The organism is Photobacterium gaetbulicola (assembly GCF_003025515.1).
GTDB classification, from domain to species: Bacteria; Pseudomonadota; Gammaproteobacteria; order Enterobacterales; family Vibrionaceae; genus Photobacterium; species Photobacterium gaetbulicola.
The window spans coordinates 47,724-71,194 of the sequence record NZ_PYME01000031.1; the positions used below are offsets into that span (position 1 = coordinate 47,724).

General features: G+C 52.1%; 17 protein-coding genes and 4 tRNA genes. 12 read left to right on the forward strand and 9 right to left on the reverse strand.

Annotated elements, in window-relative coordinates:
* Positions 1–2: 2 nt before the first annotated feature.
* Positions 3–935 (reverse strand): 50S ribosomal protein L3 N(5)-glutamine methyltransferase, encoded by a 933-nt coding sequence (gene prmB, locus C9J03_RS21815; protein ID WP_039462047.1) that lies wholly within the window; start codon positions 933–935, stop codon positions 3–5.
* Positions 936–988: 53 nt separating this feature from the next.
* Between prmB and smrB the strand changes: the two genes are divergently transcribed.
* Positions 989–1,519 (forward strand): endonuclease SmrB, encoded by a 531-nt coding sequence (gene smrB, locus C9J03_RS21820; RefSeq protein WP_044622731.1) that lies wholly within the window; start codon positions 989–991, stop codon positions 1,517–1,519.
* A 47-nt stretch (positions 1,520–1,566) separates the two neighbouring features.
* On the opposite strand, the gene C9J03_RS21825 is transcribed toward smrB, so the two are convergent.
* Entirely contained in the window at positions 1,567–1,926 is a 360-nt protein-coding gene (locus tag C9J03_RS21825; protein WP_197078618.1) for a hypothetical protein, read from the reverse strand.
* 95 nt (positions 1,927–2,021) lie between these two features.
* Positions 2,022–2,495: a phosphohistidine phosphatase SixA gene (gene sixA, locus C9J03_RS21830; protein WP_044622730.1), complete on the reverse strand. Its 474-nt coding sequence runs from the start codon at positions 2,493–2,495 to the stop codon at positions 2,022–2,024.
* 315 nt (positions 2,496–2,810) lie between these two features.
* Between sixA and C9J03_RS21835 the strand changes: the two genes are divergently transcribed.
* Positions 2,811–5,576 (forward strand): insulinase family protein, encoded by a 2,766-nt coding sequence (locus C9J03_RS21835; RefSeq protein ID WP_044622729.1) that lies wholly within the window; start codon positions 2,811–2,813, stop codon positions 5,574–5,576.
* Positions 5,577–5,862: 286 nt separating this feature from the next.
* A complete protein-coding gene (locus C9J03_RS21840) occupies positions 5,863–6,207 on the forward strand; it encodes a hypothetical protein (protein ID WP_052829725.1) in 345 nt (114 codons plus the stop codon).
* A gap of 26 nt (positions 6,208–6,233) precedes the next feature.
* On the opposite strand, the gene fadJ is transcribed toward C9J03_RS21840, so the two are convergent.
* Positions 6,234–8,354, reverse strand: coding sequence for a fatty acid oxidation complex subunit alpha FadJ (gene fadJ, locus C9J03_RS21845; RefSeq protein WP_044622728.1), 2,121 nt, complete (start codon positions 8,352–8,354; stop codon positions 6,234–6,236).
* Complete coding sequence (gene fadI / locus C9J03_RS21850; RefSeq protein ID WP_044622727.1) at positions 8,354–9,664, reverse strand: acetyl-CoA C-acyltransferase FadI; 1,311 nt, start codon at positions 9,662–9,664, stop codon at positions 8,354–8,356. Before fadI ends, fadJ begins: the two co-directional genes overlap by 1 nt.
* Before the next feature lie 619 nt (positions 9,665–10,283).
* On the opposite strand from fadI, the gene C9J03_RS21855 reads away from it, so the two are divergent.
* The 5 genes from C9J03_RS21855 (at position 10,284) to C9J03_RS21875 (ending at position 15,725) form a co-directional block, all read left to right on the forward strand.
* Positions 10,284–10,850 (forward strand): sigma-70 family RNA polymerase sigma factor, encoded by a 567-nt coding sequence (locus C9J03_RS21855; RefSeq protein ID WP_044622726.1) that lies wholly within the window; start codon positions 10,284–10,286, stop codon positions 10,848–10,850.
* Positions 10,843–11,556 carry a DUF3379 family protein gene (locus C9J03_RS21860; RefSeq protein ID WP_044622725.1) on the forward strand — a complete coding sequence of 238 codons (714 nt, stop codon included), beginning with the start codon at positions 10,843–10,845 and terminating at the stop codon, positions 11,554–11,556. The genes C9J03_RS21855 and C9J03_RS21860 overlap by 8 nt, the downstream gene beginning before the upstream one ends.
* A gap of 308 nt (positions 11,557–11,864) precedes the next feature.
* Positions 11,865–13,139, forward strand: coding sequence for an outer membrane protein transport protein (locus C9J03_RS21865; protein ID WP_044622724.1), 1,275 nt, complete (start codon positions 11,865–11,867; stop codon positions 13,137–13,139).
* Between the two features lie 355 nt (positions 13,140–13,494).
* Positions 13,495–14,784, forward strand: a complete 1,290-nt coding sequence (locus C9J03_RS21870; protein WP_044622723.1) for an outer membrane protein transport protein — start codon at positions 13,495–13,497, stop codon at positions 14,782–14,784.
* A 293-nt stretch (positions 14,785–15,077) separates the two neighbouring features.
* Positions 15,078–15,725 carry a trimeric intracellular cation channel family protein gene (locus C9J03_RS21875; RefSeq protein WP_039462018.1) on the forward strand — a complete coding sequence of 216 codons (648 nt, stop codon included), beginning with the start codon at positions 15,078–15,080 and terminating at the stop codon, positions 15,723–15,725.
* 90 nt (positions 15,726–15,815) lie between these two features.
* On the opposite strand, the gene aroC is transcribed toward C9J03_RS21875, so the two are convergent.
* From aroC to C9J03_RS21895, 4 genes are all read right to left on the reverse strand, one after another.
* Positions 15,816–16,901: a chorismate synthase gene (gene aroC / locus C9J03_RS21880; RefSeq protein ID WP_044622722.1), complete on the reverse strand. Its 1,086-nt coding sequence runs from the start codon at positions 16,899–16,901 to the stop codon at positions 15,816–15,818.
* 228 nt (positions 16,902–17,129) lie between these two features.
* Positions 17,130–18,284 carry a 23S rRNA pseudouridine(2604) synthase RluF gene (rluF, locus tag C9J03_RS21885; RefSeq protein WP_044622721.1) on the reverse strand — a complete coding sequence of 385 codons (1,155 nt, stop codon included), beginning with the start codon at positions 18,282–18,284 and terminating at the stop codon, positions 17,130–17,132.
* A 169-nt stretch (positions 18,285–18,453) separates the two neighbouring features.
* Positions 18,454–21,585 (reverse strand): multidrug efflux RND transporter permease subunit, encoded by a 3,132-nt coding sequence (locus C9J03_RS21890; protein WP_044622720.1) that lies wholly within the window; start codon positions 21,583–21,585, stop codon positions 18,454–18,456.
* Positions 21,585–22,688 carry an efflux RND transporter periplasmic adaptor subunit gene (locus tag C9J03_RS21895; protein ID WP_044622719.1) on the reverse strand — a complete coding sequence of 368 codons (1,104 nt, stop codon included), beginning with the start codon at positions 22,686–22,688 and terminating at the stop codon, positions 21,585–21,587. The genes C9J03_RS21890 and C9J03_RS21895 overlap by 1 nt, the downstream gene beginning before the upstream one ends.
* A 225-nt stretch (positions 22,689–22,913) precedes the next feature.
* Between C9J03_RS21895 and C9J03_RS21900 the strand changes: the two genes are divergently transcribed.
* From C9J03_RS21900 to C9J03_RS21915, 4 genes are all read left to right on the forward strand, one after another.
* A tRNA-Tyr gene (locus C9J03_RS21900) sits at positions 22,914–22,998 on the forward strand.
* 81 nt (positions 22,999–23,079) lie between these two features.
* Positions 23,080–23,164 (forward strand) — tRNA-Tyr (locus tag C9J03_RS21905).
* Between the two features lie 66 nt (positions 23,165–23,230).
* Positions 23,231–23,315 (forward strand) — tRNA-Tyr (locus C9J03_RS21910).
* 66 nt (positions 23,316–23,381) lie between these two features.
* A tRNA-Tyr gene (locus C9J03_RS21915) sits at positions 23,382–23,466 on the forward strand.
* Positions 23,467–23,471 lie beyond the last annotated feature (5 nt).

Genomic DNA, 23,471 nt, shown 5'->3' on the forward strand with positions numbered 1-23,471 from the left:
AATTAGTCGCGGTAAAGAGCAAACTCATCAGCACACTCTAGCAACTGGTCACGGGTCATCATGAATACACCGTGGCCGCCGTTTTCAAACTCGATCCAGGTAAACGGAATATGCGGGTACTGCTCTTCCATATGGATCATCGAGTTACCCACTTCGCAGATCAACACACCGTCTTCTTTCAGGTAGTCAGGGGCATTGGCCAAGATACGGCGAACCAGCTTGAGGCCATCGGTACCCGCAGCCAGGCCCAGTTCAGGCTCGTGGCGGAACTCGTCCGGCAGGCTATCCATGTCTTCCTGGTCCACATACGGTGGGTTGGTGACGATCAGATCGTATTTGTCTTTTGGCACATCACGCAGCAGATCAGATCGCAGCGGGATCACCTGCTGCTCCAGGCCGTGGTCCTGAATATTCTGCTCGGCAACCGCCAGCGCATCGACCGAGATATCTACAACATCGACTTCAGCTTCAGGGAAAGCATGGGCACAGGCAATACCGATACAGCCAGAGCCGGTACACAAGTCCATAATGCGGGTCGGGCGCTCTTTGAGGAACGGTTCGAAGAAGTTTTCGATCAGCTCACCGATTGGCGAGCGCGGCACAAGTACACGCTCATCAACAAAGAATTCCATACCGCAAAAGTAAGCTTTGTTGGTGAGGTAAGCCACAGGGGTACGCTCGTTGATACGACGGATCACACGCTCAACAATGCGGTGACGCTCACTGCTGGTCAGGCGTGAATGACGCACTTCCGATGGCACATCAAGGGGTAGGTACAGCGTTGGCAGGACCAGCTGAACCGCCTCGTCCCACGCATTGTCTGTACCGTGACCATAAAATAGACCGGCAGCATTGAAACGGCTAACCGTCCAACGTAGCATGTCCTGCAATGTATGAAGTTCGTTGACGGCTTCGTCGACAAAAATCTTATCCAAAATAGCCTCCGAATGGCGCTACAATACCGCTATAAAGTTGTTGGAATTTCACTATGAGCAAAAAAGATACTAACCTGGACGAAGATCTGATGCTCTTCCAGGAAGCGGTTAAGGGCGTAAAAAAGATCACCAATGATACCATAATCACGCCGCGCCGACAGAGCCCAAAGTCTGATAAACCAAAAGTCTCGGCAAAAGAGACACAAAATCATGAATTCTACTTCTCTGACGAGTTCGAGCCGCACCTCAGCGAGACCGGCCCGACCCAATACGCCCGAACAGGCGTGTCCAAATATGAAGTGAAAAAGCTCCGTCGCGGGGTATATGTCCCGGACATGTACCTCGACATGCACGGCATGACTCAAAAAGAGGCCAAGCGAGAGCTGGCGGCGATGATAGCGGCCTGCATCAAGGAAAATGTCGCCTGCTGCTGCGTCATGCACGGCATCGGCAAGCATATCCTCAAGCAAAAAGCCCCGATGTGGTTGGCCCAGCATCCTGACGTGATGGCGTTCCATCAGGCGCCGCTGGAATTTGGCGGTGATGGCGCCCTTCTGGTGCTACTGGACATTCCGGAGAGGTAGTAAACGGGTTAGGGGCTCGGCTACAAATTTCCTTTGCCCCTCGCCAATCAGTAAACGAATTTGGCCAAAGAGCCTACGTTAATAACCTGGCCTTCTACCAGCAGGGTCACTTCGCCGCTATCACAAATATTCATCCGTGTTTTCACGGCCTGTTCGCTGTAGTAATGCTCGCAGGCCCCGTTGCGGGCACTGTCGATCCGCGAGAAAATCGTGATCCCTCCCGGATTGAACAGGCTTTGCGGCGACGCAAAGGTCAGGGTGCTACCTGACGCTGAAATATGCATATCTTCGGTGATACCATTGGCCCACCTGATGGCACCATTGGCATTGATGCTTGGTGCTGTCGGCACTTGCACACATCCCGCCAGCAGTGCGACACCCATCGCTAGTAATAACTTTGCTTTCATCAAAACGTCTTTGAATTCAAGAGGATTAGAGAATACATCGGCACCACCCGGAAAAACCTTAGGATTTTTCCTAATGTATTCCGGGGGTATCTGAACTAGCCTTCAGGGTTGGCGTGCCACAGCAGGTCGCCACTGTCGCTATCTGGCTGGTAATCTATCGCAGCAATGGAAGAGGTAATGAACATTGGTGGCTGCAAGCCGGGGACCATTTCGGCAGTCAGGTAGCCCACCAAAGGCAAGTGCGAGACGATCAGCAGGTTCTCGGGCTGCTCGATACCGATCACCGCTTTAAGATAAGCGGCGACATCTTCGGCATCACCATAAGGTGTTATCTCATCGACGGTCATCACTCGCTTGGGTTCTGGCAGAGACGACGCCATTGCTTGCCACGTCTGCTGCGCACGAAGATAGGGGCTTACCCAGACCATGTCCAGATCGTTATCGAACTGGCCGGCAAGCTGCGCAGCCATCTGCTCGGAGAGAGCGGCTCCCCTGTCGGTCAGCGGGCGGTCTGCATCACTGGCCGCAAAATGCTGGGCTTCGCCGTGACGCATAATATAAATTCGCATAATTTTTCCAATTTCACAGTCTGATACCCGAGCGCACACTCATTTTTTATTACTATCAGTGGTTAGGGATCGATCAAACTCAGGCTTACTCATCCGACTTCTCAGCATCAGAAAAGACGTACTCCAGCGCTATGCTAGCAAGTAAAGCAGGCGGAAAACAGAGATCCCGCTCACCCTGTGGAAGTTCCGTGATCCTGATAGGAACTCGCCCAGCTAACCTTTTGTTTATTGGCAAATAAACATGGGTTAAATTTGCCACCCCTTCTAATGGGCGTCATAATTAGTTTAATTTCCTCTGAATAATAGGCGCTTCCTGTGCATACAAGTCCTAATGACCCAAAGCAGTACCGTTACCTCACCCTGGCCAATGGATTGAAGGTGCTGCTGGTACATGATGCTGAAGCCCCCCGCTCAGCCGCTGCACTGTCGGTAAAGGTCGGTCACTTTGACGATCCACTCAACCGTCAGGGCATGGCGCACTTCCTTGAGCACATGCTGTTTCTCGGTACCGAAAAATACCCCAAAGTGGGCGAATTCCAAACGTTCATCAACCAAAGCGGCGGTAGCAACAATGCATGGACAGGAACCGAGAACACCACCTATTTCTTCGAGGTCAGCCCCCACGCCTTCGGTGAGGGCCTGGATCGCTTCGGCCAATTTTTTACCGCTCCGTTATTCAATGAGGAAGCCGTCGATAAAGAGCGCAATGCGGTCGACTCCGAATACAAGCTCAAGCTCAAAGACGATGTGCGCCGGCTTTATCAGGTTCACAAGGAAACCATCAATCCCGAGCACCCTTTCGCCAAGTTTTCCGTTGGCGATCTGACCACACTGGAAGATCGCAACGACAAGTCGGTTCGCGACGAGCTGATCTCTTTCTACCAAACCCATTATTGCGCCAGCCTGATGGGCCTGGTACTGCTCGGCCCCCAATCTCTGGAAGAGCTGGATGCCTATGCCCAGAACTTTTTCCACGATATTCCCAATACCGGTAAAGCCAAGGCAGACATTGCGGTTCCTTTGGTCTCAGAAAACGAGAAGGCCAAGTTCATCACGATCGAACCGATCAAGGAAGTACGCAAACTCACCCTCTCGTTCACCCTGCCGGCCGTTGATCAACATTACCGCAAAAAGCCGCTTTCGTACGTTGCCCATTTACTGGGCAATGAAGGCAGCGGTAGCCTGATGTCATTACTGAAGACACGAGGCTTTATCAACACCCTGGCAGCCGGCGGCGGTGTGAGCGGCAGTAACTTTCGCGAATTTACAGTCAGTCTCAACCTCACACCAAAAGGGCTCGAGCACATTGACGAAATTGTTAACACCGTTTTCCAATACATTGAGCTGATCCGCCAGCAAGGGTTGGACGAATGGCGTTTTACCGAGAAAAAATCCGTACTGGATATGGCTTTCCGTTACCAGGAAAAAAGCCGCCCGCTCGACACCGTCAGCTATCTGGTGATGAACCTGCTGCACTATGCGCCCGATGATATTATCTACGGCGACTATATGATGACTGAGTATGACGAAGCGCTGATTTCATCCTTCCTAGAGCAGCTAACCCCCGACAACATGCGTCTGATCCTGGTCGCACAAGGCCAAGACAATGATAGGATCGCCCAGTGGTACCATACCCCGTACAGTGTGAAACCACTGACCGAGCAGCAACTGGCCAGCTGGCAGTCCCCGGGCAACGAGCCTAAATTGCAGCTACCAGAGCTGAACCCTTATCTTTGCGAGAGGCCCGACCCGCTTCCACTCGCCGCTGACGCAGCCAAGCCGCCTCAGCTGCTTCAGGATCTGCCGGGCTTTCGTCTGTGGTACAAGCAAGAACACGAGTTTCGGGTGCCCAAGGGGATTGTCTATGTGGCCATCGATAGCCCACATGCCGTAAACTCGCCGCGCAATATTGTCAAGACACGGCTATGTGTCGAAATGCTGCTCGATGCCATCAATGAGTCCGCTTACCCGGCCGAAATTGCCGGTATGTCCTATAACCTTTATGCCCACCAAGGCGGCGTGACCCTGCAGCTATCCGGCTTTAGTGAAAAACAGCCGCTGCTGCTCAAGCTGTTGCTCGACCGCTTTGCCAACCGCGAATTCAACCCAGAGCGGTTCAGGAACATCAAAGCCCAGATGCTCCGAAACTGGCGCAATGCCGCGCAGGACAAACCGATATCGCAACTGTTCAATGCGCTGACCGGGGTATTGCAGCCCAACAACCCACCCTACCCAGTGCTAATCGAAGCGCTGGAAAGTATTGAAGTCGACGAGTTACCGGCCTTTGTCGAAGCGATGTTTGCCGAGCTGCACATCGATACCTTTGTCTATGGCAACTGGCTCAAGGAAGACGCTATCGCCTTGGCCGAAACCCTCAAAGATGCCTTCCGGGTGACCGACCAGCTCTACGGCGAAGCTCAGCGGCCATTAGTCCGTCTGGGCAATTCAGGTACCCTCAGCCATGAGATCAGCTGCGACCACGCCGACTCAGCGTTGCTGATGTACTATCAATCACGTGAAACAACTCCAAGGAAAATCGCCATCTATACCTTGGCCAACCACCTGATGTCGACCACGTTTTTCCATGAACTGCGTACCCGCCAGCAACTTGGCTATATGGTGGGAACGGCCAATTTACCGCTCAACCGACATCCTGGGTTGATCTTGTATATCCAATCGCCGGTCGCAGCCCCGACACAATTACTCGAGGCCATTGATGAGTTTACCAACGCCTTTGCGCTGGTTCTGCTCGAGCTCAATGAAGCGCAGTGGCAAGCCAGCAAACAGGGCTTGATTGCCCAGATATCAGAGCCTGATACCAATTTGCGCGCCCGAGCCCAGCGCTTCTGGGTGAGCATCGGCAACAAGGATACGGAGTTTAACCAACGGCAAAAAGTGATCGATGCCCTCGCTGACATCAGCCGTGCTGACATGGTGAAGTTTATTGTCGATGTGGTGAAACCACGCACCTCCAACCGCATTGTGATGCACAGCCAGGGGCAAGCACACAGCAACTTGGAGCCTTTGCTTATCGGCAGCCCCATCGGCTCCATAGACGAGTTCCAGCAGAGTGCCTACTGATCCCTAAATGACACTCTAAATGAAGGTAAAAATTCGGCACTGCCAAATTTTTACCTTTATTCAATCAATTACAAAAAAACACTTTTTGCGTTTTATCTTTTTTAGGGTTTTTCACCTGCCAATACATCTCCTGCAATAATTTCTCAAAACTATTTAGTAGCAGAACACTGAACCATTCCACATTATCGGTCGTCCTATAGATTTGTTACCTCCCCCGTTCTTGGCAACAGCGATCAACAGAGAGGTAAAACGTCCCCCAGTTTGAGATCATGAAGGAGTTGCACTGATGAGCCAGCACTGCCCACATTGCCACCAGCCAATATCCCCCCCTTTGTTGAGCCGTTACGAAGATTTTTTTACCTGTCCGCATTGCGAACATGCTTTAGTTCACCACGAAACCGATATCGTGCTCTATGCGTTGGCCTTCATTCTTATAGTGACAGTGCTGCTTGTCTTGCTGGCAGGTATCAACAGCTTTATCGCTATGGCTAGCACCATGCTGCTATACCACTTCTTACGACCAAGATGGTTTGAACCCCACTTCCGGTTACGCATTGCCAAATGCTATACGCCCTCGAATTTCAAGCTCTGCCCAGACAAAAAAGCCAGTCACTCCCGCAACTGGCTTTAGGTTTGGGCCTATTTAGGCTGGTCTAGTTAATCTTGCGCCGGGTAATAGCTTTGCCCCGCTTCAGCCATATCAATCAACGCCTGGCACGGTTTGAACCGCTCGCCATACTTGTCCGCATGCTCTGTCAGTAACTCAACCACACGCTGGATACCAAGCTGATCCATATAACGGAACGGCCCGCCAAGGAATGGCGGGAAGCCAATGCCGAAAATGGCCCCGATATCGCCATCGCGCGCCGAGCGCACCACACCTTCATCCAGGCAGCGCGCGGCTTCATTGAGCATCATCAGCGTACAGCGAATTGCAATAGCCTCGGCGTCAGCCTTCTTCTCGGGATCCAGCCCCAGCAGTTTGTAGACGCTCTTGTCGACCGCTTTCTTCTTGCTGTTATACAGGTAGAAGCCTTTGCCTGTCTTGCGCCCTTTGCGGCCGTCGTTAAGCAGCTTGTCGAAGACATCTGGGCCCTGGAACCGTTCGCCCAGCTCACCGACCAGTACAGGCATGATTTTCGCGCCGATATCGACCCCCACTTCATCAAGCAAAGTGATCGGCCCAACCGGGAATCCGAAATCCAGTAGCGCATTATCGAGATGTTCAATCGGCTCGCCGGCCAACAGCACCTGCGCCGCTTCGTTCATGTATGGTGCCAAGATACGGTTCACATAGAAGCCGGCTTTATCACCGACCACAATCGGGGTTTTACCCTGTTTTTTCGCCAGCGCCACAACCGTAGCGACGGTTTCGTCAGAGGTTCCTTGGTGCGGGATCACCTCAACCAGCGGCATTTTTTCTACCGGGCTGAAGTAGTGCAGTCCCACCACATTTTCAGGACGCTCTGCCGCCTCAGCGATCTGGTGGATTGGCAGCGACGAGGTATTGGTAGCAAAGATGGTTTCCGGCTTGGTGTTGGCCTCAATCTCCTTGACCATCTGGTGCTTGAGGCCAAGATCCTCAAACACTGCCTCAATGACCACGTCCATGCGATCAAAGGCAGTATAATCAATGCCTCCAGCAATGCTTTGCATCTGCTTTTGCAACTCTGCCTTGCTGATGATCCGGCGCTTACGTTTCTTATCCAGCAATTTGTAGTTGTAGGCCATCGCATTGAGAATACCGTCGTTGCTAATGTCTTTGATCCGCACCGGGTAACCCGCTTTGGTGGCCGTCACATGGCTGATCCCGCCGCCCATCAGACCGCCGCCCAGAACGCCAACATGGCCGATCGAGCGCGGCTGCGCATCCGACCCCGTTTCTTTTTTCATTGCTGTGGTGGCGAAGAAAATACTGCGCAAAGCCGCCGATTCCGATGTCATTACCAAATCGCCGAACAGTTTTGCCTCACGGGCCAAGCCTTTGGCCATCCCGTTTTGCAGACCATACTTTATGACATCCAGGATGGCATCGGCAGCAGGGTAATTACCCCGGGTTTTGTCATGGGTTTTCTTGGTCGCCTGATCAAACACCAATGAGCGCCCCAGTGCATTGCCCCCCATAGCACGATCTTGTAGCGATAAATGGCGCTTCGGCTTGGGTTTCAGTGCCTGCTTTTCCGCAACCTCAAGCAGGATACTCAGCGGAACCGCTTCATCTACCACCCCAACTTTCTTGGCTTTTTTGGCACGGAGCTGCTTACCGGTCAGGATCATATCCAGCGCGCCGGCTACCCCAATCAAGCGCGGTAAACGCTGGGTGCCGCCCGAGCCCGGCAGTAGGCCCAGCTGCACTTCAGGCAAGCCAAGGCGGGTCTTGTCATCATCGGAGCAAACACGGCTGTGGCACGCCAAGGCCAATTCAAGCCCACCGCCCAAGCACGGGCCATGTATTGCGGCGACAGTATGGAATGGCAGGTTTTCCAGCTCGGCAAAGAGCTGCTGGCCTTGTGCTGCTAGCGCGGCAGCCTCTTCGGCAGAGGTGCAGGCCGCCAGCATGCGGATATCCGCCCCGGCGACAAAGTTATCTGGCTTACCCGAATAAACCACCATCCCCTTGATATCACGTTTGCCTTTGAGCTCTTCGAGCACCGAGCTGACCTGCTCGCCGAACTGCGCTTGCAAGGTGTTCATTTTCTCGTTGGGCACATCGATTTTGAGCCAAGCAACGCCGTTATCGGCATAAGACAATGTGAATGCAGATTGTTGTTCAGTCATTATTCGGCCTCCAATATCATTGCGGCACCAAGGCCACCAGCAGCACAGGCAGTATTCAAAGCTAAACCACCACCACGGCGCTGTAGCTCCCTCAAGGTCTGGGTGATCATCCGCGCGCCCGTTGCGGCAAACGGGTGACCGTAGGCAATCGAGCCTCCGAGGACATTGAATTTCTCCATATCAATTTCGCCAATGGCTTCACTTCGGCCCAGCTTTTCTTTGGCAAACTGCGTCGAGCCGAACATTTTCACGTTGGCCAGCGCCTGGGCCGCAAAGGCTTCGTGCATATCGATCAGGGTCAGGTCACGCAAAGTGACGCCCGCGCGGTCCAGTGCCATCGGGGTGGCGTAGGATGGCCCCATCAACATATCCTGCTCGACACCAATTGCCGAAAATGCGTAGGAGCGGATATAACCCAAAGGTTTCAGGCCAAGCTCTTTTGCTCTGCCCTCGCGCATCAGCAAGAGTGCGGCGGCCCCATCGGTAAGCGGGGTGGAGTTGGCGGCGGTGACCGAACCGTACTTGCGGTCGAAGGCCGGACGCAATTTGGCATACGATTCAAGGCTGGAGTCTTCGCGGATATTGTTATCTTTATCGATCCACTGGCGATAAGGTTCCGGGAAAGCGGTGATCACTTCATCTTGGATCAAACCGTCTCGCCAGGCCTGGGCGGCTAGAGTGTGGGAGCGGTGTGCCAGCGCATCCTGCTCCTGGCGGGTAATGCCATGGCTTTTCGCCATCTGCTCGGCCGTTTGGCCCATACTCAAGCCTGTTGAATATTCCGCGACTGCAGGCGGGACCGGCATCAGATCTTTGACGCTGAGCTTGCTCAGCAGTTTTAAACGCTTGCTCATTGTCTTGGCTTTGCTCAGCGCCAGCAATGTCGCCGCAAGGTGCTTGGATACGCCAATGGGCAAGACTGAAGATGAATCCGCGCCACCCGCAATACCGATATCAATCGTGCCCGATATAATGCTCTCTGCCACATTGGCAGCGGCCTGGAAGCTGGTCGCACAGGCACGGGTGACGCTGTAGGCATCGGTGCCAATATCCATGCCGGTACCCAGTACAATCTCACGGGCAATATTCGGCGCTTCGGGCATCTGAACCACCTGGCCAAATACCACCTGATCAATCAGCTTGGGATCAATATCCACCTGCTGGAGCATTTCACTGACAACCATTTTCCCCATGTCCAACGCCGGTACACCGTCAAACGCGGTGGACTGGCGGGCAAAGGGGGTACGTAATCCACTTACAACGGCGATGCGCTCACCCTGTGAGGTCGTGAGCTTTTGGAGACGTGTCATCGCTACTCCTTATTAATATGTCGGGTACGGGGAACCTTGCCCCAGGATCTACTTTTAGAGGTCTGACCACACAATTGTAATCCAGCTGTTACCAGAATCAAACAAATGTTTAAAAAATGCGATCTCTATGGCAACAGAGATAATGTAGGACTTTGGCGCAGCTTAAAAATGGTAAGAGCTAAGAAAAATTAACGATAAGTGAAAAACTTAGCTATCAATTAAAACATGTGGGTCTTGGGTGGGTGGCAGTTTGCTAAGATAAAAAAAAACCATACCGAACGGTATGGTTGTAATTTACACGGAAAGCAATCCATGTAAGGTATAAGTCAATTAACATAAAGCCAATTGCAAATCAGGCAAGCCTGATAGGAGAAAGTAAAGTCAGCCTTCAAAAGGAAGTTGTCATCTTGCTCAACAGATATTGAACCCTGTTATCGCACAAAATCCACTGTACGAGTCGCAAAGCTCAGTATCAGATGACGTGGACTACTATAACTTTCTCACCAAGACACAATTTGAACCAGATCAATTTTAATGCGGATTATTGGATGAATCAGCGGAACATTGTCGTTTTTCTCGCAAATTTAGCGACAAGGTTTGGCATGAAACGGACATTTTTATGATTAAGTCTTTTTTTCGAAAGAAAAAGCCCGAAGCCTCGGTCTCTGTGGATATGAAAAAGCAAAGACGATACGAAGCCCTGGTCAGGGCCTGGCATCGGGATCTCTACCGCTACGCATACTGGCTATGCCACGACCCTCATATTGCGGAGGACTTGGTGCAGGAAACCTGTTTGCGGGCATGGCGCTCTCTCGATAGCCTTCAAGATGATAAAGCCGCCAAATCCTGGTTGATCACTATCCTACGTCGGGAGAATGCCCGTCGCTTCGAGCGCAAGCAGCTGGATTTGGTCGATATCGATGACTATGCCATCGCCGACACCCATTCCAATGGCAGCGAAAGTGATTTGGAGCAACAAATGCTACGCAAGCAGATAATGAAACTGGCTCCTGAATACAGGGAACCGTTAGTATTGCAGGTAATGGCTGGATTTAGCGGGGAGGAGATTGCCGATATCCTGGGCCTGAACCGCAATACCGTGATGACGCGCTTGTTCCGCGCCAGAAACCAACTCAAAGAGCAGCTCGAAAAACACACTGAGCAAAGGGGGCAGCACAATGGATGATCTAGAATTCCGCCGCCGACTCTTGGCTGATCCCTCTGATAGCAGCCAAGACATGGCTGAGGCGCGCAACGCATCAATCGCTAACCGCAAGTTATCTGATGAGCTCCAACAGCTCGACAGCAAGCTAGAGCAGGCAATGAAAGTGGACGTACCTGACGATCTGGCTGACCGTATTCTGTTCCATCAAACCGGACAGCCCACCTCGATGAGTATCAAACCGCGCGCCCTTGTTGCCCTGGCCGCGTCCGTCGCGTTTGTTTTCGGCTTGTTTATTGGCCAATACAATCAGGGGATCAGTACCAACAATCCGCCGCTGGAAATTGCCCAGATTGCACTGGAGCATGTACAGGCCGAAGCTCCGTTTATCGATGGTATCGATGAGTCCGTTACCCTCAGTCAGGTTAACGCCAAACTAACGCCTTTCGGTTCATCATTTAACGATATCCCCGGCCACATTTATTACGTGAACCATTGTGGCTTTGGCGATAAAAATGCACTGCATATGGTGATGGATACGCCACAGGGTAAAGTCACTGTCTTTATCGTCCCCGAGCCGTCACCGGCGATGACACCGTTCACCAACCAATCAATGCAAGGGGTGGTCGTACCGGTTAGCAATGCCAGCCTGATCGTTGTCGGGGAAAAAGGACAAGATGTCTCCCCTGTCGCCAAGACGCTTCGCAATAAGTTGAGTTGGGAAATTTAACATCTTCTTACACTTTACATTTCAAAGCCATAAAAGCATAAACCAACCCTATGCTTTTATGGTTTTTTATTTGTCAAAAGCATGCCGATTGTAAAATGTTAGCTCCGTTGCATATTTTAACTTTTTTGCTCCCTCTCCCTGTCAGTTTTACCATACACTCGTTAGCTGATTGTTAACCAAGCAATAACAATCAAAGGGTTGCTAACTGGTCTGATTTGATCCAACTCCAACCCACCATACAATTTTGCGTAATCTGCACAAAGAGGCAGATAAAAAAGCAATATAAAAAATTAGGAATAACTATAAATATGAACAAGAAGCGTCTGTTTACAAAGTCTCTGGTTGCTGTTGCAATCACGATGGCTTCACAACAAGCAATGGCGGCTGGCTTCCAGCTTAACTCTCAATCCGCAACAGGCCTTGGCCGTGCATTCGCCGGTGATGCAGTAATCGCCGATAACGCATCCGTAATGTCCCGCAACGCAGCGGCAATGGCGCTGTTTGACTCTCCTGAGCTTTCGCTGGGTCTCAATGTTATTGATACTGATATTGACGTAAAGAATGTCAACTATAAGGTTCTAAATCCAAGCTCTGGTGGATATAACGAATTTGGACTAGGTAACCAGTCTGTTGGTGATGTTTCGTATGTACCAAATATCTACTACATCCACCCAATCAATGACCAGTGGGCAATCGGTGCCGGCATTTACTCTAACTTCGGTACCAAAACCGAATTCAGTGATGATTTCGCCGCTAACGAATTCGGCGGTCTGACCGATGTGAAGAGCATTAACTTTGCTTTATCCGCCTCTTACCGCATCAACGAGCAGTGGAGTGTCGGTGGTGGCCTGGACATCATCTACGGTTCAGGTGAACTAAAACGTTCAAACTCAAACCTATCTCCAGCTCCAGGCGGCGCTCTTGTTGATGTTGATGCAGACGGAGTTGGCTTTGGTTTTAACCTTGGTACAGTTTATGAGCTAAACGAAAACCACCGCTTCGGCCTGTCTTACCGCTACAGCCCTGAGCTAGAAGTAGACGGTGATATGTTCTACGCGGGTGCGAAAAGCGGCAACCCAGATATCAGTGGTGACAAACTGAAAATCGCTCTGCCAGATATGGCTGAGTTCTCAGGTTACCATCGTTTGAACCAGCAATTTGCGGTTCACTATAGCGTACAGTGGATTGGCTGGAGCGCATTCGAAGACCTAAATACCACCGGCGGCGATGTACTAAATACTTACGAGTGGCAGGATGGCTGGCACTACGCTATCGGTGGTACCTACTACCTGAACAGCGACTGGACCCTACGTGCCGGTTACATGTATGACACCAGTGCCCAGGATAAGAAAACATCAATCTCGGTACCTGATTCAGACCGTAACTGGTTCTCGGGCGGTTTCACCTACCACATCGACAGCAAGTCTAATATCGACTTTGGTGTAACATACTTGGTTGGTAAAGATGTTCAAGCCTCTGAAGGGCTAATGGTTGATGGTGTTCCAGTACCAGTAACATCAGTTACAGCAACAACCCGTGCTAATGCATGGCTATACGGTATCCAGTACAGCCGTTCGTTCTAATTCAGCGAACATTAGTGTTGGCATTTAAGAAAAGGAGCCTGATGGCTCCTTTTTTGCACCCTTCCTAACCCACTGTTGTTAAATCCACTATTTCCTGCTATTACCTACAACCTCAAAAACGTTGCTAATTTGAGTGAACACCCCGTCGCTGAAATGCGGCTATTTAGATACATATGTACGCTGAAAACTCATCCGACCAGAGTTTATTGCACAAGGACTACCAGATAAAACACCAATATTAAGATAATTATCAACACTTTCATCCTATTGAGTATTTGAACACAAGAAAAACTTAAAGCTTTTACTCTAAGGCGTATGATTCGCAGCATTGAATTTCAGCGAACATATTAGACTGATGAACAAAAACAAAATTACTCTTTCGCTTGCAGCAGCGTTAACACTGGGCTTTAGCACCAGCACTATGGCAGCCGGCTTCCAGCTTGCCGAATATTCCGCAACCGGCCTTGGCCGCGCGTTTGCCGGTGAAGCCGCGATGGCAGACAATGCCAGCGCCCAGTTCCGTAACCCGGCTATGCTGACCTACCTGGAAGGTACCCAAGTTTCTGTCGGTGCTATCTATGTTGATCCGAACATCGATGTCGAAGGTGACCTAAGCATCGCAGGCCATAAAGTGTCCACCACCAAAGCCAGCGATATTGCCCACTCAGCAGTGATCCCTAACTTTTATATCTCACACCGAGTGAACGAGCAGTGGGCCGTTGGCCTTGCAATGGCGACCAACTACGGCATGGAAACCGAATTGGGTGGCGACTTCATGGCAACCCTGTTTGGTGACCAAGCCAATATCATGTCGGTGGAAATCAACCCGAACGTGGCCTACAAGATCAACGACCAATTCAGCATCGGTGCGGGCGTGCGCTACGTGATGGGTGAAGGCCATTTCGGCGCATCGGTACCAACCAACCTTCCACCAATGCTGGAAGACGCAGTTGACAGCTGGAAAGGCCAAAACTTGAAATATATGGAAGGCGACGACTCTGCCTGGGGTTGGCAGCTAGGTGGTGCTTGGCAGATCAATGAAAATCATCGTATTGGTGTCAACTACCGCTCTGCTGTCGACCTGAAGCTGAAAGGTGAAGCTTCTGGCCTACTGTATGGCGGTGTTCATTCTGGCAGCATGGCACTGACCCTGCCAGCCACCGCAGAGATTGCCAGCTTCCACCAGTTAACCGACAAACTAGCGATGCATGCCAGCTTCAACTGGACTGACTGGAGCAGCTTCGACAAGCTTGAAGCCAATATTCCTTCTCTCGGTGCAACGCCTGATCTGATCAAAGAAGAAAACTGGGAAGACAACTATCGTATCGCTTTGGGTGCAACGTACCAGTACACCAGCAAACTGGCTGTACGCACCGGTGTGGCTTACGATACCTCAGCAGTAAGCAGTGAACACCGTACCCAGACCATCCCAGAAACTGACCGCCTATGGCTGAGCTTGGGTGCGGGTTACCAGTGGTCTGACGCATTGAGCTTTGATGCTGGCTTTACCTACATCTTCGCCAAAGACGCCTCAATGAGTGAAACCGAAGTTCTGCCAATCGACCAAGGTATCCCGGTCAACTTTACCGGTGAAACCACCGGTAACGTATGGCTAGTCGGTGTTCAGGCCAACTACAAGTTCTGAGGCTAAAGGCTAAAGGCTAAAGGCTAAAGGCTAAAAAGACTTATCAAAGAGTGCCCGAATGGCACTCTTTTTTTTGTTTCACCCATTCCCCCCTGCTCTTGCTCTTGCTCTTGCTCTTGCTCTTGCTCTTGCTCTTGCTCTTCCAAGAGCCTAGGGCCTTCTTTTCCCAGAGCCGCCCTTTCATACATGAATTGAATTCATGCATCGTGAAATTCATTTCATTCGACGCCAGTAAAAACAGGGCATAAAATCGCTACCTCTTTCAGGCACCCTTATTTACATCTAATTTAATCATGCTATTAACAACTCTATACATCATCGGGATCACGGCTGAAGCTATGACTGGGGCTTTGGCTGCGGGTAAACGTCACATGGACTGGTTTGGTGTCATGCTCGTGGCCAGTGCCACGGCGATTGGCGGCGGTACCGTCCGTGATGTTTTGCTGGGCCACTACCCGCTGGGTTGGGTTGCTAACCCGCAGTACTTGGCGATTACCTGCCTGGCCGGACTCTTTACCACCATGGTGGCACCGCAAGTGGTTCGCTTCCATAAAGTGTTTGTCTTGCTGGACTCGCTGGGGTTGATTGTCTTTAGCATTATCGGCTGTCGCGTGGCAATGGACATGGGCCTATCGCCATTGATCTGTCTGGTTGCCGCTGTCGTCACGGGTGTATTTGGTGGCCTGCTAAGAGATTTGATCTGCCGCCGCCCGCCACTGGTGCTACAAAAAGAGTTTTATGCATCAGTTGCCTTCATTTCGGGTGGCATGTACTTCGGCTTGCTCTACTTGGGCGTAGAAGAAACCATTGTCACGATCAGTACGCTTGTGGTGGGTTTCTGCATTCGCATTGCCGCAGTACAGTTCGGTTGGAGTTTACCCGTCTTTAGTTTTGACGAAGTGGAAACGGTTAAGGAGAGTCGAGAAGCACCTGAGAGTTAATCATTCAAAGTAAAAAACGGAACGAACGGAACACAAAAAAGCGAGGACATGTCCTCGCTTTTTTGCGTCTAGGCAGACTCAACCTCACCATTAGATCTTTGGAGTTTCGGTAAGCACATCGGCATTCTGGCCACGGTGGCGCAGCAGGTGATCCATCAAGGTTATCGCCAGCATCGCCTCAGCAATCGGTACGGCGCGGATACCCACACATGGGTCATGGCGGCCTTTGGTGATCACCTCTGCAGTTTCGCCCTGCCTAGTGATCGTCTCCCCCGGTACGGTAATGCTCGAAGTTGGCTTAAGCGCAATGTGTGCCACGATATCTTGACCCGAGGAAATACCGCCCAAAATGCCACCGGCGTGGTTGGACTTGAAGCCTTCTGGGCTCATCGCATCACGGTGCTCGCTGCCGCGCTGCTCGACCACATCAAAACCGTCACCAATTTCCACCCCTTTCACCGCATTGATGCTCATCAGCGAATGGGCAATGTCAGCGTCAAGGCGGTCGAATACCGGCTCACCCAAACCAACAGGGACATTGTTTGCGACCACTGTCAGCTTGGCACCGATGGAGTCCCCTTCTTTCTTCAGCTTGCGGATCAGCTCGTCGAAGGCTTCGACTTTATCAATATCTGGACAGAAGAAAGCATTTTGCTCGATCTGCTCCCAATCAACCTTGTCGATTTTGACATCGCCCATCTGCGACAAGTAAGCACGTACTTCAATACCATGGACCTGCTTGAGGTACTTCTTGGCCACCGCACCAGCAGCTACGCGCATTGCAGTTTCGCGAGCAGAAGAGCGGCCTCCGCCGCGGTAATCACGGATCCCGTATTTCTGGTGATAGGTATAATCAGCATGACCAGGGCGGAACAAGTCTTTGATGTTCGAGTAATCTTTCGAACGCTGGTCGGTGTTTTCAATCAACAGGCCAATAGAAGTACCGGTCGTCTGGCCTTCAAACACCCCTGAGAGGATTTTGACTTCATCCGGCTCGCGACGCTGGGTGGTGTACTTCGAGGTACCCGGACGGCGACGGTCCAGATCGTATTGCATATCCGCTTCGGTCAGCGCCAATCCCGGAGGGCAACCGTCAATAATACAGCCCAGTGCCAGCCCATGACTCTCACCAAAAGTGGTGACGCGAAATTGTTGTCCAATAGTATTGCCTGCCATTACTTCCTCTGTGAATTCGTACCGCTTTATCGCCGCTAGGAGCGCATAACCAACATTGTCGGCAAGGCCGGCCAAGTGATAGTTCGGTGATTGGGTGTTTTCGTCAATGAGTACAATAGTGCAAATTCGCTGACGGGATTGCAAGAGCGAATATGACAGAAATTTTAGCTAAAGAGCATAGACAAAAAAGCGGGCTATCTAAGCCCGCTTTTTCCAAATCCTACCCGTTTATTCAGATTTTGGTGATTTCCACTTCAGGATCCGGCTTGAACCACCACTGTGTGAGCGCGGCGCTTCTTCATCACGCTGAGTGCGACGGTGACCCGGCTGAACGCCGCGGCCCGGGCGCGGACTTCTGCGCTCGTCCTGACGGCCCTGACCTTGCCCCTGACCTTGCCCCTGCCCACGGCCTTGGCCGCGACCTTGCCCTCTACCGTGCGCGGCACGGTCATCACGCTCACTGCGCTCGCCACCACGGCGGCGATTCGGTTCGCCCTTGCCTTTGTAGGTCTTGTATTTGATCTTGCCGTCACCATCTTGCTTGGCTTGCTGGCGGCTATCAAACAGCTTGGCATCCGTTGCTTTCTTGATGTTCTTGCCTTCACCGTCAACCTTGGAGGCTTCTTCGGTTTTGCTCGAGTCCGCAATCAGGCTGTGGATCTCGGCAATTTCGGCCTCGGTCAGGTAACGCCACTTGCCGTTTGGCAGCCCATCGATACTGATATTCATGATACGAACCCGTCGCAGCTTGAAGACATCGTAGCCCAGCGCTTCACACATACGGCGGATCTGGCGGTTCAGACCTTGGGTTAACACGATACGGAATGAGTAGTTGGTTTCCTTGGTCACCTTACAAGGCAAGGTCACGGTATCAAGGATCTCAACCCCTGACGCCATCTTGTCGATAAACTCCTGGGTAATTGGTTTGTCGACCCGCACCACATACTCTTTCTCGTGCGAGTTACCGGCTCGCAGGATCTTGTTGACGATATCGCCATCGTTGGTCAGGAAAATCAAACCATCAGAAGGCTTATCCAAGCGGCCAATCGGGAAAATACGCTTACGGTGGCCAATGAAATCAACAATGTTGTCTTTGACATGGCGCTCGGTGGTACAGGTAATACCGGCCGGCTTGTTCAGCGCGATATAAATCGGCTGCTCTTTGGCACGAAGCGGCTTATCATCGACCAGCACTTCATCACCCGGCATGACTTTGACGCCCATCTCGGGCTGCTGACCATTGATGGTCACCCTTCCTTGATCAATAAGCTTGTCCGCCTCACGGCGTGAGCAATAGCCTGTATCACTGATAAATTTGTTAAGTCGTACTGCCTGGCTCTGAACGCCGTTTGCAGCACCCTTGGTAGGCTGATTTTGAGACATAGTTTTCTTCTATATTGTGCGTTTCACAACGCGATCAAGGTTAGTCGTAATTATGGCCGGGTATTCTAGCAACAGCCCAGCACCATGGGAAAGAAAACTTGCTTACCCGCCCTCTCACAGAGATAAAAATGCCACCTTGCGGTGGCATTTTTATCATTGACGATTATGCTCAGTCGGTCAACGGCTCGCCGGTTGGCCCCACTTTGAGGCTATCATCCTTGGCTAGCGCCTTATCTAACTGCTCAGCCACATAGCCCGGCGACTTGGTATTGGCCGCCATCAAACGGTACATCGCCGGAATGACAATCAGGGTGACGAAGGTCGCAAAGGCCATCCCGAAGAATACCACCACACCGACCGAGATCCGGCCTTCCGAGCCGGCTCCGGTAGATAAGATCAGCGGTACCGAGCCAAACAGCGTGGTAAAGGCTGTCATCAAGATAGGCCGCAAGCGACGCTCGGAAGCATCGATAATGGCCTGCTCAAAGGGTACACCTTTATCGCGCAGCTGGTTGGCAAACTCCACAATCAAAATACCGTTCTTGGTTACCATACCAATAAGCATGATCATCCCGATCTGGCTGAAGATGTTGAGGCTCTGATCCATGATAAGCAGACCGGCCAGACCACCGAAGATCCCCATCGGCACGGTCAACATCACCACCATTGGGTTGATAAAGCTTTCGAACTGCGCGGCAAGCACCAGGTAAGCGACCAGCAAGGCCAGGCCAAACACCATCAGGATGCTGCTCTGGTTTTCGCGGTAGTCTTTCGACTCACCGGCATAATCTATCACGATGTCACTCGGCAACATCGACAAGGCTTGCTCGTCCAGAAAATCCAGGGCCTGGCCCAGGGTATAGCCCGGTACCAAGTTGGCTTTCAAGGTGATCGACTTCTGCTTCTGGTTATGGCTCAAGCGCTGCGCCGAAGCCACTTCTTCCACCTCCGCCAATGACTCTAGGGTGATCAGCTGACCACTGCGGGTCCGCACGTAGATCTGGCTCAGATCCGAGGCGTTATTGAAGCTGTTTTCATCACCGCGCAAGTAAACATCATACTCTTCACCACGGTCAATAAAGGTCGTCTGATTGCGGCCGCCCAGCATAATTTCCAAGGTTTCAGCAATGTCATTAACCGGGATGCCCAGTTCAGCGGCACGCTGGCGATTGACCGAGACCACCAGTTCAGGGGTGGTTTCGGCGTAATCCAGATCCGCCCCCTCCATCATCGGATTATCTTCCGCAATATCTTTCAGCTTACTTGCCCACTGAAACAGCTCGTTATAATCCGCGCCGTTAAGCACAAACTGAATAGGCTCCGAAGATCCGCCACGGAAGCCCGGCATAAATGGCCATACGCGGACATCCGGGATCCCCTGTAGTGATTTACGCACCATCTCCAGGGCTTCTGCCGCCGAAACATCGCGATCTTCCCAGTTTTCCAGCTGCATGATCACGAACCCCGTCTGATCACCCGCTCGTCCGCCAAAGGCTGGGGTCTGGATCGATACCGATTTGATCACCCCTTGCCCGACCATCGGCAACAGGCGATCTTCGACCTCCTCGATATTGCCGACCATACGGTTGTAGCTGGTCCCTTCAGCACCTTTGACAAAGGCAAAGATCACGCCGCGGTCTTCCTGAGGTGCCAGCTGGGATGGCACAGTTTTCATCAGTACAACGCTAAGGCCAACGAACGCCAATACGATAAACGGCGCAGCATAGCGGTACCGGACAGAAGCGGTAACCACCTTGCGGTATGCCTTCTCCAGACGGCCGAACATATGATCAACCCACAGGTTGAACTTGCCCGGCTTCACATTGGCTTTCAGCAGCTTACTGCCCAATACCGGACTCAGGGTCAATGCAACGATCGACGAGAAAATCACCGCCATCGCCAGCAGAACCGAGAATTCGGTAAATAGCGGGCCGACCATGCCATCCATAAAGGAGATCGGCAGGAACACCATCACCAGCACCACGGTGGTCGCCACCACCGCAAAGCCGACCTCGCGGGTCCCTTTGTACGCAGCCAACAGCGGCGGCTCACCACGCTCAATATGGTGATAGATGTTTTCCACCACCACAATGGCATCATCCACCACCAAACCGATAGCCAGGATCAATGCCATCAATGTCAGCAAGTTAATCGAGAAGCCCAAGAAATAGGCCACCATAAAGGCGGAGATCAAAGAGACCGGTACCGTAATAGCCGGGATCAAGGTTGCCCGGGCCTGGCCGATGAAAATATACAGCACCAACACCACCAGCAAACCGGTGATAAACAGGGTGCTGTAGACTTCCTGGATCGAACGGTCTATGAAGACGGTCGAGTCATAATCGACATACAGTTCGGTACCTTCCGGCAAGAAGCGCTGCATCCGCTCCACTTCTTCGTAGACCGCCTTGGACACATTGAGCGGGTTGGCGTCGGTCATGGTCACCATGCCGAGGCTCAGGTTCGATATACCGTTGTTTTTGAAGGTGGCATTTTCGTTCTTGGCACCAATGCCAACCTCGGCCACATCTTTTAGGTAAATCGGCGAGCCATCGGCAGTGGTACGAACCACCAGGTACTCAAAGTCCGATGCGTCCTGGTACAGGCGAGCGGTGCGAACTGACATCGTCGTGGTGTCATTGCGCACTTCGCCTCCCGGCAATTCGACGTTCTCCAGCTTCAGGGCACTGACGATATCACTGGTGGTGACACCTCGGCCTGCCATTTGCTCTGGCATCAGCTTGACGTACATAACCCGGTATAGCGCGCCACTGAGGTTGACCGAGCTCACGCCGTTGATCAGGCTGAATCGGTCCATCAGCACCCGCTCGGCGTAGTCGGTCAGCTGGGTACGGTCCATGGTGCTAGAGATCAGGTTGACATACACCGCAGGCTCGCCCGAGCCGTTGTCTTTCGACACCACGGGGTCGTCAGCCTCATCCGGCAGGCGACGCTGGGCTCGCGATACCGCATCACGCACATCACTAACGCCTTCGGTGAGATCCCAACCTAACTCGAATTCAACAGTAATACGCGATGAACCATTGCGGGTGGTCGAGGTGATACTTTCGATACCGCTGATCCCCGACAGCTGATCCTCGAGCACGGTGGTGATCCGGCTTTCCATGATGGTAGCCGAGGCCCCAGAGTAACTGGTCGAGACCGTGACAACCGGGTTTTCGACATCCGGCATTTCCCGTACCGATAGCTTGGTAAAAGACACCAGGCCAAAGACCACCAGCAGCAAGCTGAGAACGATAGCAACAACCGGACGCTTTACCGATACATCAGATAACCACATTAAGCATCATCTCCTGCTGGACCCTGTTGTTTCGGTGCGTTTTGGCTTCTTTGCGCCATGATATCATTCACCTGAGCACCATCACGCATATTGACCAGTCCCTGTACCACAATACGATCGCCAATACCCACCCCGGACTCAATCACCACTTCGTTCTCGACCCGCACACCGAGTTTGACTTCAGTACGGTGGGCTTTACCGGTTTCATCAACCAAATACACGAAGCGCTTGGTACCGGAATATTCCAGTGCCTGCACCGGGATCACTGCTGCATCTTGCGGAGCAAAGCCGATCTTGGCTGCCATCAGCATACCCGGCTTGAGCAAAGCTTCCGGGTTATCAAACACCACGCGAACACGGATATTGAGGGAGTCGGCCTGAACACGGGAGTCAATCGCCTTGATTTGGCCGCTAAACGCCCTGCCCGGCCAGGCTTGGCTGGTGGCTTCCACGGTCATGCCCTCGCGCAGGAAAGAGAGATACTGCTCGGGTACCTGAATATCCAGACGCATTAACGACAGATCATCAAGCGAGAACAGCTCACTGCCGACGGTCAGCATATGGCCCTCGCTAAAGTCCACCAAACCCACGGTACCGCTAAAGGGTGCGCGGATAGCATGATCGGCCAAATCGGCTTGTGCCGCCTGCAACCTGGCATCGGCAATATTAACGCTGGCAAGCTGGGCATCCAACTCCGTTTGGGTGATCGCCCCGCGGCTCACTAGCTTCTGATATTCGTTGTACTTGCGCTTTTCGTCATTCAAGTAAGCCTGGGCCTCTGCGTATGCTGCTTTCGGCTTGGCATCATCAAGCCGAACCAACAGCTCGCCTTTCTCGACCTTGCTGTTTACCCCAATCGCGATTTGCTCGACACGGGCGGCAACTTGGGTTGCGACATTGACCGAGCGCTGCGCTTCAAGCTTACCGACCAATGACAAAGACTGAGCAACAGCGTGAGCACTCACTTGACCAAGTGTCACCGGGATCTCGCGAGCCGAACGCGCACTTGGCTGCTCGGCAGCCACCGATTGACTCTGGAAGTAAAAATAGCCGCAACCTGTTAACGCGACAGTCACCATTGCCGCAACAAGGACCTTTTTCATTGTGGAATCCATTTTTTATAAACTGGATGAATGATATCTGAACCGACCCTTGAGCGGGGTAAAGAAGTGTAAAGAAAAGCAATGTCACATTTACCAAAGTGGTAAAAAATGCCAATAACGCCATCTCAATCAACAATATGATGAAAATAGCAGCAAGCAGACAAAAATAGTGAGGAAAAGGGTTTACAGAACATCTCGGTTTGCTACTATGCGCTCCGCACTTGTGGAGGGGTTCCCGAGTGGCCAAAGGGAGCAGACTGTAAATCTGCCGGCTCCGCCTTCGATGGTTCGAATCCGTCCCCCTCCACCATTATTCTTGAAAGGTGTTCCTGACTTGTGTAAGGTACGTCTTTCCGCTAGTTGAGATTACTCCTAGCAACCAGAACCCTGTGGAGGGGTTCCCGAGTGGCCAAAGGGAGCAGACTGTAAATCTGCCGGCTCCGCCTTCGATGGTTCGAATCCGTCCCCCTCCACCATCATTACTGAAAACGGCGCTAGCGGTTTTCCGGCTCAAAAAGCCAACACAAATTGCAACACCCCGTGGAGGGGTTCCCGAGTGGCCAAAGGGAGCAGACTGTAAATCTGCCGGCTCCGCCTTCGATGGTTCGAATCCGTCCCCCTCCACCATCATTACTGAAAACGGCACTAGCGGTTTTCCGGCTCAAAAAGCCAACACAAATTGCAACACCCCGTGGAGGGGTTCCCGAGTGGCCAAAGGGAGCAGACTGTAAATCTGCCGGCTCCGCCTTCGATGGTTCGAATCCGTCCCCCTCCACCATCATT